This is a genomic window from Bradyrhizobium sp. AUGA SZCCT0105 (assembly GCF_018129565.1).
Taxonomy (GTDB): Bacteria; Pseudomonadota; Alphaproteobacteria; order Rhizobiales; family Xanthobacteraceae; genus Bradyrhizobium.
Genome location: NZ_JAFCMK010000003.1, coordinates 32,804 through 48,486, shown reverse-complemented (window position 1 = coordinate 48,486; position 15,683 = coordinate 32,804). Strand labels below are relative to the sequence as shown.

The window sequence follows — 15,683 nt, the reverse complement described above, 5'->3', positions numbered from 1 at the left end:
CGTACCGGTCAGTAACACTGTCAAGCATGCCGTGTGTAAAATCGGGAGGGAGCCGTCATGAAGAAAGCCGTCGAGCCGTCTGCGGAGCGTCCGGTCCGCGCCGCCGACCGGATCCGCGCGTCCGCGGCCGAGCTGTTCTATCGCGAAGGCATCCGCGCCGTCGGCGTCGATGAGGTGGTCGACCGCGCTGGCGTCACCAAGCCGAGCCTCTATCGCAGCTTCGCATCCAAGGACGATCTCGCCGCTGCCTATATGCGCGACTACGAGCTGGACTTCTGGGAGAGGTTCGAGAAGCCCGGCGGAAAATCCTATTCAGATGCGCGCGAACACGTGCTCGCCTACATTCGTGAGCTGTCGACGCGCGCCGTGCGCAAGGGCTATCGCGGCTGCGGCCTCAGCAATGCGACCGTGGAATATCCGGCGCGGGACAATCCCGCGCGGCAGGTCGCCGAAGCGCACAAGAAGCTGTTTCGCAAGCGCCTGCGCGAGCTCGCAGCCGGCATGGGCGCGCGTCACCCCGCCGTGCTCGGCGACGCCCTGCTGCTGCTGATCGAAGGCATCTACGTCACCGGCCAGCAGTCGGAGGAGGGGCCGGCGCAGTCGGCGCTCGCGGTGGCGAAGCTCGTGATCGATGCGAGCGTAGCGAAGGCGTGAGCTGGATGACCGGCGGAAGCGCGCGAGCCCGCTCGAGTTGACGCGCTTGCGGAGCCGCCAGCCGGTTCAAGACCAGCGTCGAAACACCAGACTGGCATTGACGCCGCCAAATCCAAAACCGTTCGAGATCGCGTGTTCGATGGCCATCGGCCGCGCAACGTTTGCGACGAGGTCGATGCCCAGCGCGGCCGGATCGGCGTTCTCCAGGTTGAGCGTCGGCGGCGCGACCTGATCGCGCAGCGCCAGGATCGTGAAGATCGCCTCGACGCCGCCGGCAGCTCCGAGCAGATGTCCGGTCGCCGACTTGGTCGCACTGACGGCAATCCTTCCCTCGCGCCCGAACACGCGCTTGATGGCTTCGAGCTCGCCGAGATCGCCGACCGGCGTCGAGGTCGAATGCGCGTTGAGATGCTGGATCTGGTCGGGCCGCAACCCGGCCTGCCGCAGTGCCGCCTCCATCGCCCGTCGCGCGCCGTCGCCGTCTTCGGGACCCGCGGTGATGTGATAGGCGTCCGCCGTCGTGCCGTAGCCGGTGAGCTCGGCGATCGGCCTCGCGCCGCGCCGCAGTGCGTGCTCGAGCTCCTCGATCACGAGCACGCCCGCGCCTTCGCCCATCACAAAACCGTCGCGGTCGCGGTCGAACGGCCGCGACGCCCGCGCCGGCGTGTCGTTGAACGACGTCGACAGCGCCCGCGCCGCCGCAAAGCCGCCGAGGCTCACCGGATCGATGCAGGCCTCCGCGCCGCCGCAGATCGCGACATCTGCTTCGCCTGATCTGATCAGCCGCGCGCCGTCGCCGATCGCCTGCACGCTCGCCGCGCACGCGGTCACCGGCGCGCCGATCGGCCCCTTGAAGCCGTATCGGATCGTGATGTGCCCGGCCGCGAGATTGGCCAGGAAGGACGGAACGGTGAACGGCGACAGCCGGCGCAGGCCGCTCTTCTCCGCCGTGCGCACCGCGTCCGCGATCGCGGGAAACCCGCCGATGCCGGATGCGATCACGGTCGCGGTGCGCTCCTGCGCATGCGCCTCGGCCGGCATCCAGCCGGCCTGCGCCACCGCCTCGCTTGCTGCGAGCAGCGCGAACAGGATGAAGCGGTCCATCTTCTTCTGGTCCTTGCGCGGCGCCGCGAGATCCGGATCGAACCCGCCCTCGGCATCGGCGGCTTTGTCAGGGACCTGTCCTGCGACGCGCGCCGGCAGCGCCGCCGCCCACGCCGGCAGCGCGCTGAGCCCGGAACGCCCCGCGAGCAGCCTCGACCAGACGAGTTCGGTGCCACAGCCCAGCGGGGACACCGTCCCGAGGCCCGTCACAACTATTCGACGCATGATGCTCCTGTTGGGCTCTTGGTGCGGACCGGCGCGGCCGGGATTCGAGACTGCTTGGGCGTCGGGCTATGTTATATGATTGTTGTCATCTATTGTCTCGACCGGCCGGGCGTCAAGGTGGCGACCCGGCACAAGAAGGTCTTTCACAAGCGCGTGCGCGAGCTCGCCGCCGCCATGGGCGCGCGTCACCTCGCCGTGCTCGGCGACAGGCTGCTGTAGCCACGCGGCAATGCTGCGCGCGGCCCATATCGAGAAATTGAGTGCACTGTCACCATAAGAGTCTCGAAGACCTGCCTTGAAATTGTTCATGAAATGTTCTATCGATAACTGAGGTATGCCATCGCACATGTGCAACGATATCGGGCTGGCTGGCTGCTATGCCGCGGTCGCATTACACATGGGGACACCCAAGGTTCAATCGGGACACCCAAGGTTCATCGCGCAACGAATGACTAGTCCCTACACAGCAGGCGGCGGCGGTACACATCTCGAAGCGCGGGTGGCGGCATCTTGCCTCGTCGCTATCCTTTGCGAAGTGCCTATTCGCGGGCTGGCGGGGGAATTCGCCACGAGCGTGAAAAGCCAACGCGCACCGTTCGACGATCCCCTCGATGACTTGATCGTTGACGGCACCGGCAGCAACGGCCGCGCCACGCAGTTGCATCTTCAAGTGACGAACAAGCTCACCTTCACTGAGAATGACGAAAAGTGGGTGGATATCCTAAAGCGCGCTTGGGATACATTCTCCAAACCTGGATTTGATCCTGGTTTCCAGCGCATCGGGGTGGGCCTTGGCACCTACAACGCCAGAGCCGATCAGCACTATCAGTCGGTTCTGAATTGGGCGGTGCACAGTACGGACTCAAATCATTTCTTTGAGCGGATCGCACAGGGCGACTATTCGCACGAGGACAAACGCTCTTTCGTGGACACAGTCAGGACAGTAATCGGGACACTTGCCGCTCGTAGCATCACCGACGATGAACTCTGGCGCTTTCTCAAGGCCTTTGTGATTGTTCACTATGATTTTCAATCCACCGCAAGCTCGCGCGATGAAGCCGGCGCGATCGACCGCCTAAGAAACTTGCTCTCGCCCGAACGCCGCAGCCAGGCCACGTCGATCTGGGAACATCTGGTCGCGAGGGCGGGCGAGATGATCCCGGCCGGCGGCGGCGCGACGCGCGCAACGCTCGTTGAGGCCCTCAAAAGGCATCGAATTGACGTTGGCCCAGCTCCTTCCTTCTGGAAGGACATTCAAGCTTTGCGGCGAGAATCCCGGCGCGCTCTCGACGACATCAAATCACACATGCACGGCCTGAAACTTCACCGGGCCGCTGCGTACCAGCAAGTGCGCGAGGCACTGAACGCCGGAGGCCGTTTCGTCCAGATCGATGGCGGACCTGGTACCGGCAAATCGGCCTTGTTGAAGGAGATTGCCGAAGAGTGCGAGCGCTTCGGGCCCGTATTCGTCCTCAAGGATACACGCATTCATCCAAAAGGATGGGCTGCGCATGCTCACATTCTCGGTATATCGGATGACGTCTCTGCGCTGCTGCGCGAGTTCGCATGCGCCGGAGAGCCCATTCTGTTCATCGACGGCATCGACAAGATTACCGATCCCGCCGTTCAGCTCACCGTCAATGACGCAATCAAAGCTATCGCAAGTGAGGATGCTCTGGGCGCGTGGCGCGTGCTAGTGACGATCCGTGAACAAAATCTCAGGCATCTCGAAACCTGGATCGATTCCGATGCTCTCAAAAAGCTGCCTCTCAGGACGATCGAGGTAAAACCGCTTGATGAGGCGGAACTCGAGCTTGTTGCCAGTCATTTTCCCCGACTGAGTCCGTTGCTTACACAGTCCGGCGGACCGGATATCATTCTCAAGCGGCCGTTCTTCCTGAATGCGTTACTCGGGCTTTCCGGCAATACCGGTACCGCGCAATTGCCTGCCACCGAAGTCGAGCTCTTGAAGCTGTGGTGGGAAATGGGCGGCTCCGACCGCAAAGACTTCGCGGGTGCCCAGCACCGACGCAATCTTCTTGTTGCGATGGCGGAAAAGATCGCGCGCTCGCCGAACACGCCCATTTCCATCCGGGACTTGTCACCCGAGCCTCTCGCCGAACTAAAAGCCGCCGGCGTTCTAAGGGACAAGGAGCTTGGACACTCCGTCGTCTTCACCCATGACATTTACGAGGAGTGGTCGCTTTGTGAGCTGCTTGTCGGACAGCAATCGAACATTGCTGAATTCCTCAAGCAGATGGGAGAGCCGGATGCCTTGATCCGTCCTGTTCAGCTACTTGGAACTTACGTCCTGGAATCCGATGTCACTCCGGATTCCTGGAAGGCGCTGCTTGCCGAGTCCAGCGAAAACACTCTGCGGCCCGTTTGGCAACGCACCGTTTTGACTTCGTGCCTTCAGTCGACCCGCACGACACATCTTCTGGAGAAATTGACTGAATACCTGTCAGAAAATGACAGCGAGCGCCTGCGGAAGCTACTGCTGGCGATGACCACGATCGAAGTGCTGCCCAATCCGTTGTTTCTCAATGAGCAGATCATTCCTGATCTGACTCCGGAAGAGCGCGCGAAGTACGCGCATATCGACGCCATCCCTAAGCCTCTTACCTGGATTCGCTTTCTCGACTGGCTCATGCCGCAGGTGACCTCGGCTGCACCTAGCTTGATCCCCGATCTGTTGCCGGTATTCCAGACTTGGCAAGGCACGTATGCCGGGCAGAAGATTCGTCATTGCCGCGAAATCGGCAGCCTAAGCAATGGATGGCTGCAAGAGGTCGAAAAATCGTACCATCCCAGAGACTTCAAAAAATACCGGGCGCCGTTCGGCGGTGCTCTTTCCGGGAAGGATGTGGAGAAATCTCTTCGAGCGCTGTTCCTGTCCTCCGCCGGAGACGTTCCGAAGCTTGTATCAGATTATCTGCGTACGCACGCGGCAAGCTATAAAGACGTGCACGTGTTTCGTGAGAAGATTCTCAAGAATTGCGCGATGCTCATTCGTTACCTGCCGGGCCCATTGGTCGACTTCATCTTATCGGCCTATCTTGAGGATCCTTTCAAACGTCACGATGACCATCCTTTTGGCGGTCTCTCCGACCATGACTTTGACCAACTTGGTGTCGCAGGCTACCGCGAATTTTACCCGGCTTCGCCAGCGCAAGCCCCTTTTCTCGGGCTCCTCCGCCTGCACGAGGAGGAAGGGCTCCGTCTGGTCCGAGGCTTCTGCAATCACTCCATCGCCATCTGGCGCGCGCTTCAGACACGCGGCCGGTCCTGGTCCGCGCCGACTACTCCAATTCCAGTCACGCTTACATTTCCATGGGGACCTCAAACGTTTTGGGGCGATGGCCGGGTCTATTTGTGGTTCCGCGGCCTATGGGGCAACCACGCGGTGGAATCGGCGTTGATGGCGCTCGAACAATGGGCGCTGGAGAAGCTTGAGCGAGGTGCGCCGTTCGACGAGGTTTTCCGTAAAGTGATCGAAGGCAATGACGCGGTTGCCGCTCTTGGTGTCGGCGTCAGTCTTTGCCTGGCTCAACCCGGCGCCTCGTTGCCGTGCGCCTTCCCACTCGTGACCTGCCCATACATCTGGGAATGGGACATTCCGCGCTTCGTGCAAGAGTCGTCGCGGACAAACGAAATGGGCAATTGGCTTCATGACCGGGATAAGCTTGGCGCGGTCCGTAAACTGAACCAGAAATCCCACCGTAATCAGGATATCCGCAGCCTGGTTCCGTACTTCGTGTTTTCCGGCGAGGAGGCGCTCACCGAAGCCTTCACGAGCAGCGTCCGCGGGTTTCCCGAACACTTGCCTCTCGGCTACGAGGAAGAACGAGAGTCTCCCGAACATATCGCGGCCCTGCGCGAGAAAATGCTCTTGTTCGCTGAACAAGCGGACCCGCAGTATTTCAAGGCGGCTCCGACGGATGATGGAAATCATATTAAAATATGGAATGAACCGCCTTCGCTCCAAACAGAGCAGTGGAAGGAGCAGCAACAACAGCATGCCCAGCTCAATGCCTATATGGGCGTCGCGCTGTGGGCTGATAAGTCGATTGAACTGGATAAGATCGACGAGAGGTTCTCACTCGAAGATGCGCTTGCCAAGGCCCAGGAATGGGACAGTCCCGATCTGTTTGATGCCGATATCGACTCTCTTGATCACCGGCAGCGGACGGCAGCGGTTGCCGGCACTGCTGCCGTTGCCGCTCGTCATTGCTCGACTGAAATGTGGACCGAGGAGCGCGCGGCCTGGTGTTTGAATGTCATACAACGAGCCGGCACCGCCGCAGGAGTCATGAATGAGCTGAACATCCGCAGCGCGATGTTGCTGATGGACCCGGCGGTATTCGCTGCGCACGGCTACGCCGCTCTTCTCGCTCGCGGCTATGAAATTGATCGTTGCCAACAAGCGATCCTAAATCTTGCTCTTGATGCCGTTCAGGGAGTCCAAATAGCCGTTTTCGTCTCGGCCAAATACTATACCGACGTCCGGCATGACTTCTATTGGGTGCTCCTTAGCCTTGCGCTCAAGGAATGTGTTGTCCGCAATGGCGAGATTCCCGATTTTCATTCCATTGCCTGGGATGAGCGGGAAGCCGAGCGGAAACTTGCGCTTCTGGAGCAGGCCGAGTCCGATCTTTCCGGTCACAGCGCCCCAGCTTTTCCTCAAATTCCGATGCCTTGGATTAAGGTAGAAGAACCGGAGCGCAAAGCCTGGAAGGACACCAAAGGCTATGCGCGCAACGAGACGGTATTTCTCTATGACCTGGCCGAGAAACTGCTCCCGCACCTCCGGCTCGAACCGATCCTTTCCGATTTCGATCGTCGCAGTCAGTTTCTCTTGCTAGTCGGTGAATTACTTGAATTTACATTTCAGGAGATCGTGCCGCCCTTTGCCAGGACGAAGCATGACCATGGCGGTAGTACGGCTTTCGAATGGGTCTACGCTTTTTCGTCGTGGTGCGGAAAACTCTGCGCGCATTTAACCAGCGACGAGGCCAAGAACCTCATTATCGCGCCCGTATGGTCGCGCGATACCGATACCGCCTTGCTCATTCTGCAAAGCCTGATGCGCTCCTTCATGATCGATGCATTCTTGGGTGCGAACGAAATCAAAGATGAGCAGATTGCTCTTTGGAATGAGATGGCCGAATGGTTGTTGCAGACTTCACACTGGCGCCACAATGGGAAAGGTGGCCATCTTGACAGCGAATTCGTCGCTTGCGCCTTCACGACGCTGTTCTGCGCGGCTCCCGATTTCTCGCCTTTGATCTGCGGCGTCGATCCAGGGTGGCCGCACCTTTCCAGATTCTTGCCGATCATCGAGCGCTCGATCCGCGAATTCGGAAAGAACATCACGCTATACCTAGCCGTCATCACGTTCCTCAAGCGAGGTGGTTTTGATCTTATGCCCGAACCGGCCCTCGGCTGGCTGCAGAACGTCGTCGTCGATCGGAAGGCCGATCAGAAATTCTGGACGATGAACGGTGAGGGCACGGTCGAATTGCTGAAGCGCCTCGTCGCCGAGAAGGAACACGCGCTTACAGCGGACCACCGCAAGGTGATCACGTTGATCGCCGACATACTAGTCGATAACGGCGTGCGTGGAGCGGGATTCCTCCAGCAAGAGCTGTTGCGTGCCAGTTGAGGTCGACAGATCGGCATTGCACAGATTGATATAGGCGTCGGTTGGGAGTTAGAGGAGTCGTCAGAGAACAGTACGTGAACCGAGCTGCTTTGCGGCCAGCTTTAACATCGAGCGGTTGCGGCGCAAGAACACAACTGGAAGCGAAAACCCGCATGAAGACCACTTGGCACGTTGCTACCGCCGCTGAAGCCATCGCCGCCGCGCAATTCGCGCGGTTCGGGTTCGATGTATCCGTGCAATACGGGGCCAATCAGCCCGAGTATGATTTGATGGTCACAGACGGTGAAGAGTTCCTGAAGATCTCTGTCAAGGGGAGCGCTGACGGGGCTTGGGGACTGACGCAGACTCAGCTCGCTAGGATCGGAAATGCCGACTATCACGGAGCGGCTGATGCTTGGCTCAAGCGACACAAGCCGCGAACGGCATTGTGTCTTGTCCAGTTCAAGGATGTTCCTGACGACATCTTGCCCCGATGCTATCTGGCTTGGCCTTCCCATATCGCGGTTCGCCTGAAATCCGCTTCCGGCGGACGCGGAGACACCGTTCTCTTCGAGAACTATCGGCGTGGCCCGAGGGCAGCAGGAGCCGGGTCGGTCGAACGCATTCCGGATGATTGGAAGCTGTCACAGGAGCGCGTCATCGAATTCCTGCGAGTGGCCGGCGCGGCACACAAGGACATTCTGGCGGCCGAGCTATCTGCGCCGACGGAGTGAATTGTGGCTGGCGCTCTTCAACACCACATTCCGCTTCTTACCCGTCGTTTCCGTGTACCCGGTGGTTCCAAAAAGCAGAGCCAGGTCTGGCTGTACGCGATCGATCCCAATCGCGGTTTCGGCTCAACGCGTGTGGGGCGGATTACGCTCCGATGATCTCTCAATTGCGGATATCACCGCAACAATCACTTCATCCCCTCCAGCACCTTCCGCACGTCCCCCAACAACACTCGAATCTCCCTCCGCTCTTCGATCGCATCCCGCGTGAACAGCCCGTGCTTGCGCGCGTTCCGGTTGGCCCTCGGCGCGCCGGATCCCTCGGCGCCGCCGTGCATGCGGCAGCGCGTCTTGCCGTGCACCGCCGGCGCGCGGCACGCGCCGCCGCTGCGGGTCTTGGCGCCGCAGCGCGGGCTCGCCCGCATCGCTTCGGTGGTTCTGATGCGATCGCTCATGCCTGTGCGTTCGGCCCGGCATCGGCGGCATCATGCCGTCGCCTGGCGCCCGCGGGCCTCATGGCCCGCGCCGCCGCCGCCGGGGTCTGGTCCGAGACGATCACGCTCGCATGCTGGGTGACATTGCCGACGATGGCGTTGCCGCCGTCCTCCACCTTCACATTCTGCACGGTGATGGCGGGCTCGCGCTGGCTGCGATAACGATTCAGCGCGTCGATCTGGGCGGGAAAGGTGCGGGTGAGCCGGCCGAGCGCCCGCGCCGCGCTGTCGTGCTGGGCGAGGTCGTCGGCATGCGCGAGGTGATGGGCGCAGCGCATCGCCATCACATGCACCGACACCATCTGCGCCACCAGCATGGCCTCGACGGAATCCCGCGGCCCAATGCTCTTCACCATCGAGATCATGAAGGCGAGGTTGACCTCGCAGGGCTTGCCGCCGCTCACGCTGGCCTTGACCAATTGCCGCAGGATGCCGTCCATCGCGTCGCGATCGGCGGCGCCCAGCGCGTGCGCCATCAGCGCTTCGCCGAGCTTCCGGTCGGGATGGTCGATCGCGAACCCGCGCCGCGAGAGTTTTATGCGCGGAGTCGCGGCGGCTTGGCTCGGGGCGGTCGCGGCGGGCATCGTCGGCACGGTGATGTCAGGTGCAGTGATCATGTCGCTGGTCCTTGGGGTGCGCGCGGCATACGCGCAGGCGATCGCTCGCTACGCCGGCCGGTGCGATGTCGATTGTGGGTGGTGGTCGCAAGCGCAATCGTCGCGCCGCTGTTGCGGGCGAGGGGAGGCTTGCACGATTTCGGAATATTGGAAAAATAACCCTGAGTTGCCCGACGTGTCAAGTTGACTTGTCGAGCGCCGGCCATCGGCCGGCTACTGTGCATGGGGTTGTTTTCGATATCTTGCCTGCGCGCCCCTGCGGCGAGGAGTTCCGTCACCGTCATCGGCAGTCATGCCGATGCGGCACGGGGCGATAACCGGCCGGCGGGTATCGCGGGCCGGCCGGATCACTATACTGGCCGGAACGTTGCGACCCAGGCGCGGCCTCACCGCCGGCCTTGGGATCAAGGACTTGGGAACAAGGAGACGAGATGAGCGAGACCATTGGCTTCCCCGATCCTGGCCTTGATCTGTCCGATGGTTTCAAGCCGCATACCTCGCATTGGGGCGTGTTCTCGGCGCGGCTCGGCAAGCAAGGTCTCGAAGTCCGGCCCTATGGCGGCGATCCCGATCCGAGCGGCATCATCAACAACTTCCCCGGCGCGCTGCGCCACCAGGCGCGCATCGCCCAGCCTGCGATCCGCCGCGGCTGGCTCGAGCGCGGTCCCGGGCCCGACGATCGCCGCGGCCGCGACGAATTCGTCTCGGTCAGCTGGGAAAGGGCGATCGACCTGCTCGGCGGCGAGCTCGGACGCATCCGCGACACGGTCGGCCCGGGCGCGGTCTTCGGCGGCTCCTATGGCTGGTCGAGCGCGGGCCGCTTCCATCACGCGCAGAGCCAGGTGCATCGCTTCCTCAACATCGCACTCGGCGGCTATGTCCGTTCGGTGAACTCCTATTCCTCGGGCGCGTCCTCGGTGCTGCTGCCGCAGATCCTGACCGGCTATGAGGACATCACCAAGCGCAACGTCACCTGGGAGCAGATCGCGGCCGAGACCGACATCGTGCTGGCGTTCGGCGGCATGGCGCTGAAGAACTCGATGGTCGCCGGCGGCTCGATCAGCAAGCATGTCGAGCGCGGCGCGATGGAGGCGGCGCAGCGGCGCGGCTGCCAGTTCATCCTGGTCAGCCCGCTGCGTGAAGACCTGCCAGTCGAGGCCGGCGCCGAATGGATGACTGCCGTGCCCGGCACCGACACCGCGCTGATGCTCGGCATCGTCCACACGCTGGTCAGCGAAGGCCTGCACGATCAGGCGTTCCTCGATCGCTACACCGAGGGCTGGCCGGTGTTCCTGCGCTATCTGACCGGTGAGACCGACGGTGAGCCCAAGAGCGCCGAATGGGCCGCCGCGATCTGCGGCATCGAGGCCGACGCGATCAGGACGCTCGCGCGGCGGCTCACCGGGCGGCGTGCGCTGATCACCGTCTCGCACTCGCTGCAGCGCGCCGAGCATGGCGAGCAACCGGTGTGGATGGGCATGGTGCTGGCGGCAGCGCTCGGCCAGATCGGCCTGCCCGGCGGCGGCTATGCCTATTCGCTCGGCGCGATCGGCTATTACGGGCGCCGCGTCAACGCGGTGCCGGGACCGACGCTCGGGCAAGGCCGCAACGGCGTCGCCGACTTCATTCCGGTGGCGCGCATCGCCGACCTGCTGCTCAATCCCGGCGCCACCTATCGATACAATGGCGAGACGCGCACCTATCCGGATATCCGGCTGGTCTATTGGGCGGGCGGCAATCCGTTCCACCATCACCAGGACCTCAACCGCCTGCGCAAGGCCTTTGCTAGGCTCGACACGCTGGTGGTGCATGAGCTCGCCTGGACCGCAACCGCGCGCCACGCCGACATCGTGCTGCCCGCGACGATGACGCTGGAGCGCGAGGACATCGGCTATTCCAGCAACGATCCCTTGATGGTCGCGATGCACCGGATCGCCGAGCCGTTCGGCCTCGCGCGCGACGACTACGACATCTTCGCCGATCTCGCCGAGCGGTTAGGGGCCCGCGAGCCGTTCACCGAGGGGCGCACGTCGCGGCAATGGCTGGCGCATCTCTACGAGCCGACCCGCAAGGCGCTCGCCGCGCGCGGGCTCGAGGCCCCTCACTTCGAGGAGTTCTGGGAACGCGGCAGCCTGGTCGTGCCGCAACATCTCGACGACGGCGGCTCGCTGCGCCGCTTCCGCGAGGACCCGGTGGCGCGGCCGTTGCCGACGCCGAGCGGGCGGATCGAGATCTTCTCGCAGAAGATCGCCGATCACGGCGATGCGGACTGCCCGGGCCATCCGGTCTGGCTCGAAAAGACCGACACGCCGACGCCGGGCTCGCCCTGCTTCCTCGTCGCCAACCAGCCGGTGACGCGCCTGCACAGCCAGCTCGACTTCGGCGGGCACTCGCAAGAGGCCAAGCATCGCGGCCGCGAGGTCGCGCGCATGAACCCGCGCGACGCCAAGGCGCGCGGCATCGCCGACGGCGACATCATCCGGATCTTCAACGCGCGCGGCGCGTGCCTTGCCGCGGTGCATGTCACCGACGGCATCGCGCCCGGCGTGGTGCAGCTGCCGACCGGCGCCTGGTACGACCCGATGGACCCGGAGGAGGAGGCGCCGCTCTGCGTCCACGGCAATCCGAACGTGCTGACCCGCGACATCGGCACGTCATCCTTCGCGCAGGGCTGTACCGGCCAGCTCACGACTGTCGAGGTCGAGCGTTTCAACGGCAATCTGCCGCCGATCCGGGCGTTCGATCCGGCGTAATTTCACCACCGGATCACGAACAAATCATCGGAGGGCGCTGGATGGCGCCCGACCGTTCGGCTACGGCATCACGACGTCGTCCCTGAGTTCCGGATTTGCTGAAGATGCACCTGAAAACCCTGTTTCACCTTGCCATCGCCGCAACCGTCGCGCTCGGTTCGTCCAGCGCATCGGCGCAATCGGCCGCCGAGCCGGCCTTTGGGCCGGAATTGCAGGGCTTCGACTATCCTTATCCGGTCGAGCACTATCGCTTCAGCTCGCAGGGGCAGGAGCTCGACATGGCCTATCTCGACGTCAAGCCGGCGACGCCGAACGGCCAGGCCGCGGTGCTGCTGCACGGCAAGAATTTCTGTGCCGCGACCTGGGACGGCACCATCAAGGCGCTCAGCGGCGCCGGCTATCGCGTGATCGCGATCGATCAGATCGGCTTCTGCAAATCCTCTAAGCCGGAACGCTATCAGTTCACCTTCCAGCAGCTCGCCGGCAACAGCCGCGCGCTGCTGGCTTCGCTTGGGATCGCGCATTCGATCATGGTCGGGCACTCGACCGGCGGCATGCTGGCGATGCGCTACGCGCTGATGTATCCGGAGGCCACCGACCGCCTGGTGCTGGTCGATCCGATCGGGCTGGAAGACTGGAAGGCCAAGGGCGTGCCGTGGCTCAGCCTCGACGGCTGGATGCAGCGCGAGACGCGCGTCACCGCGGACAGCATCCGGGCCTATGAGCGCGCCACCTATTATGCCGACACCTGGGATCCGTCCTACGAGACATGGGTGCAGATGCTGGCCGGCATGTATCGCGGGGAGGGCCGCGCCGCCGTGGCGTCGAGCTCGGCGCGGCTCTACGACATGATCGCGACCCAGCCGGTGTTCTACGAGTTCGAGCAGATCAAGCCGCCGACGCTGCTGTTTGTCGGCGACAAGGACACCACCGCGATCGGCAAGGACACCGCGCCGCCGGAGATCCGCAAGACGCTCGGCAATTATCCGGTGCTGGGCAAGGAGGCCGCGAAGCGGATTCCGCATGCGCAGCTGATCGAATTCCCCGACCTCGGCCATTCGCCGCAGATCCAGGCGCCGGCGCGCTTCCACGCGGCGCTGCTCGGCTGGTTGCAGCATCCGGAAACCGGCGCGACGCTGGTCAAATAAGAGTTGGTGGGACAAGCGAACGACATCATGACGACAGCCGAGATGGTCAGCGTATTCACGGTCGATGGGCAGGGCGGCAATCCCTGTCCGATCGTGGTCGATGCAAGCGGCATGAGCGCGTCCGAGATGCAGGACGTTGCCCGCCGCCATGGTCACGAGTCCGGATTCGTGTTGCCGGCGCAGAGTGACGATTTCGACGCCACGTTCCGTTTCTTCGTTCCGAACCACGAAATGGAGATGTGCGGCCATGCAACCATCGGTGCGCTTTGGCTGCTGGCGCGCCATGGAAAGCTGCTGGGCGATACGATCCGGATCTCGACGCGCAGCGGCCCCGTCACCGGCTTCATCAGCCGGGATCGCAGCGGCGAGCCCAGTGTCGAGATCACCCAGCCGGCGGGGAAGACTGTTCCGCTCACCGCAAGTCAAAGCGATGACGTGCTGCGGGCGCTCGCGGTCGGGCCGGATGCGATTGGCCAGGCTGCGCCCTGCAATGCGGTCACATCGCGGATCAAGACCTTGATCCCGATGCGCTCACCGGAGGCGCTGAATGCGCTGGATCCGTCGGCTGATGCCGTCGAGGCGGTCTGCGGCCGGATCGGATCGACCGGGCTCTATCCGTTCGCGGTGATCGACCGCGAGGCGCGTCTGTTCGAGGCGCGGCAATTCCCGCGCTCGTCCGGTTATCGCGAGGATGCCGCGACCGGCATCGCGGCCGCGGCGCTGGCATTCGGCTTGCTCGACAACGGCCTGGTCGCGCCGAACGACGAGGAGATTCGAATCCTGCAGGGCAGGGCGATGGGGCGTCTGTCGGAAATCCGCGTCCGCATCGGCTTTGCCGGCGGCCGTGCTGTCGGCTGCCTGCTCGGCGGCAATGTCGTGCTGATGGCCGCGCCGTCACACTGAAGCGAGCTGATGTCTAGGTCGATTCCGCGGCGCGCTTAGCGCGCTCCCGCGCGCTGGCGTGCACCGGCGACGATTTCCGAGCACCGGGGCCCGGATGCACATGGACCGCCTTCGCGCTCAGCGGCTCGCCGCATTCCGAGCAGACCATGACGGGATCGAACATCTTCCCGCAGGTCTTGTGTTCGTGCAGCAACGGCCGGCCGCGGGCGTCGACCATATGGATGTTGCCCCAGTGCACGATCGACATGATGATCGGATAGAGGTCGAGACCCTTCTGCGTCAGGATGTATTCGTAGCGCTTCGGCGCTTCCTGATAGGGAATCTTGCGCAGCACGCCGAAGCGCACCAGCTTCTTCAGCCGGTCGGCGAGCAGATGCCGGGTGATCCCGAGCGATGCCTGGAAGTCATCGAACCGTCGGATGCGCAGGAAGCATTCGCGCAGGATCAACAGGCTCCAGCGGTCGCCGATCACAGCGACGGTGCGGGCCAGCGAGCACGGCTCCTCCTCGAGGGTATCCCATTTCATCGGCGTCTCCTGCGATCTGCGACGGCATCGCATATAAAATTCTAAAACAGAACTGACGTCATTTCAATAGGATGCCTGCGCGGTGGCTGCCGCACGGTCATTGGATGACAAATATCATATTGACAGTTCTAAAATAGAACTTATGGTCCGGACCACGATCAACCGGCGGCAACAGGCGATTGCCGCCCATCGAAGGGAAGGGCGTTCCATGGCTGCTCCGCTCAAGGTCGAATTCCACTTCGATTTCGGAAGCCCCAACGCCTATCTCGCCGAACTCGCGCTGCCCGGGATCGAGAAGCGCACCGGCGTCAAGTTCGACTACATCCCGGTGCTGCTCGGCGGCGTCTACAAGGCGACCGGCAACATGTCGCCCGGCGAGTCGCTGCGCGGGATCAAGAACAAGCCCGAATACAACGCGCTCGAGACGGAGCGCTTCCTGCGCCGTCACAACGTCACGAAGTTCACCATGAATCCGTTCTTTCCGGTGAATACGCTGGCGCTGATGCGCGGCGCGGTGGCCGCGCAGTTTGAGGGCGTGTTCGAGCCCTATTTCCGGGCTGCCTACAACCACATGTGGGTTGAACCCAAGAAGATGGACGACCCGCAGGTCTTCCGCGAGGCATTTCTGTCCTCTGGTATCGACATCGATCGTCTGATCGCCCGCGCCCAGCAGGATGACGTCAAGAAGAAGCTGATCGACAATACCGGCGATGCGGTCGCGCGCGGCTCGTTCGGATCGCCGACGTTCTATGTCGGCAACGAGATCTTCTTCGGCAAGGACAAGGTGCGCGAAGTCGAGGAAGAGATCGTCGCGCAGCTCGCAGCCGGGCAGCGCAAGACCGCCTGAGCGGAAATTCCTCAACACAAGCCCGAAGGGCAGCGAC

General features: G+C 62.8%; 12 protein-coding genes. 8 read left to right on the top strand and 4 right to left on the bottom strand.

The features are described 5' to 3' along the window. Positions 1-57: 57 nt before the first annotated feature. The gene (locus JQ573_RS16020; protein WP_212313092.1) at positions 58-654 is read left to right on the top strand and encodes a TetR/AcrR family transcriptional regulator; all 597 of its coding nucleotides are present in this window, start codon (positions 58-60) and stop codon (positions 652-654) included. A 66-nt stretch (positions 655-720) separates the two neighbouring features. Here the strand turns inward: JQ573_RS16020 and fabF are convergent, their stop codons facing one another. Next, positions 721-1,983: a beta-ketoacyl-ACP synthase II gene (fabF, locus tag JQ573_RS16015; RefSeq protein ID WP_212313090.1), complete on the bottom strand. Its 1,263-nt coding sequence runs from the start codon at positions 1,981-1,983 to the stop codon at positions 721-723. 75 nt (positions 1,984-2,058) lie between these two features. Between fabF and JQ573_RS16010 the strand changes: the two genes are divergently transcribed. The 3 genes from JQ573_RS16010 to JQ573_RS16000 all read left to right on the top strand — a co-directional run bounded on the left by JQ573_RS16010 (position 2,059) and on the right by JQ573_RS16000 (position 8,361). Beyond that, positions 2,059-2,202 (top strand): hypothetical protein, encoded by a 144-nt coding sequence (locus tag JQ573_RS16010; protein ID WP_212313088.1) that lies wholly within the window; start codon positions 2,059-2,061, stop codon positions 2,200-2,202. A 127-nt stretch (positions 2,203-2,329) separates the two neighbouring features. Then, complete coding sequence (locus tag JQ573_RS16005) at positions 2,330-7,648, top strand: AAA family ATPase (protein WP_212313086.1); 5,319 nt, start codon at positions 2,330-2,332, stop codon at positions 7,646-7,648. Between the two features lie 152 nt (positions 7,649-7,800). After that, the gene (locus JQ573_RS16000; protein ID WP_212313084.1) at positions 7,801-8,361 is read left to right on the top strand and encodes a hypothetical protein; all 561 of its coding nucleotides are present in this window, start codon (positions 7,801-7,803) and stop codon (positions 8,359-8,361) included. A gap of 185 nt (positions 8,362-8,546) precedes the next feature. Here the strand turns inward: JQ573_RS16000 and JQ573_RS15995 are convergent, their stop codons facing one another. Beyond that, positions 8,547-8,813, bottom strand: coding sequence for an HGGxSTG domain-containing protein (locus JQ573_RS15995; RefSeq protein WP_212313076.1), 267 nt, complete (start codon positions 8,811-8,813; stop codon positions 8,547-8,549). After that, positions 8,810-9,469 (bottom strand): hypothetical protein, encoded by a 660-nt coding sequence (locus JQ573_RS15990; protein ID WP_212313074.1) that lies wholly within the window; start codon positions 9,467-9,469, stop codon positions 8,810-8,812. Before JQ573_RS15990 ends, JQ573_RS15995 begins: the two co-directional genes overlap by 4 nt. Before the next feature lie 431 nt (positions 9,470-9,900). On the opposite strand from JQ573_RS15990, the gene JQ573_RS15985 reads away from it, so the two are divergent. The 3 genes from JQ573_RS15985 (at position 9,901) to JQ573_RS15975 (ending at position 14,273) form a co-directional block, all read left to right on the top strand. Next, positions 9,901-12,222, top strand: coding sequence for a molybdopterin guanine dinucleotide-containing S/N-oxide reductase (locus JQ573_RS15985; protein ID WP_212313072.1), 2,322 nt, complete (start codon positions 9,901-9,903; stop codon positions 12,220-12,222). 104 nt (positions 12,223-12,326) lie between these two features. Further along, on the top strand, positions 12,327-13,370 hold the full coding sequence (locus tag JQ573_RS15980) for an alpha/beta fold hydrolase (RefSeq protein ID WP_212313065.1): 1,044 nt from the start codon (positions 12,327-12,329) through the stop codon (positions 13,368-13,370). Positions 13,371-13,397: 27 nt separating this feature from the next. After that, entirely contained in the window at positions 13,398-14,273 is an 876-nt protein-coding gene (locus tag JQ573_RS15975; protein ID WP_212313063.1) for a PhzF family phenazine biosynthesis protein, read from the top strand. A 13-nt stretch (positions 14,274-14,286) separates the two neighbouring features. On the opposite strand, the gene JQ573_RS15970 is transcribed toward JQ573_RS15975, so the two are convergent. Continuing rightward, positions 14,287-14,799 (bottom strand): helix-turn-helix domain-containing protein, encoded by a 513-nt coding sequence (locus JQ573_RS15970; protein WP_092126007.1) that lies wholly within the window; start codon positions 14,797-14,799, stop codon positions 14,287-14,289. 208 nt (positions 14,800-15,007) lie between these two features. Here JQ573_RS15970 and JQ573_RS15965 point away from each other — a divergent pair, with 208 nt between their 5' ends. Continuing rightward, positions 15,008-15,646, top strand: a complete 639-nt coding sequence (locus JQ573_RS15965; protein WP_212313061.1) for a 2-hydroxychromene-2-carboxylate isomerase — start codon at positions 15,008-15,010, stop codon at positions 15,644-15,646. Positions 15,647-15,683: the final 37 nt, after the last annotated feature.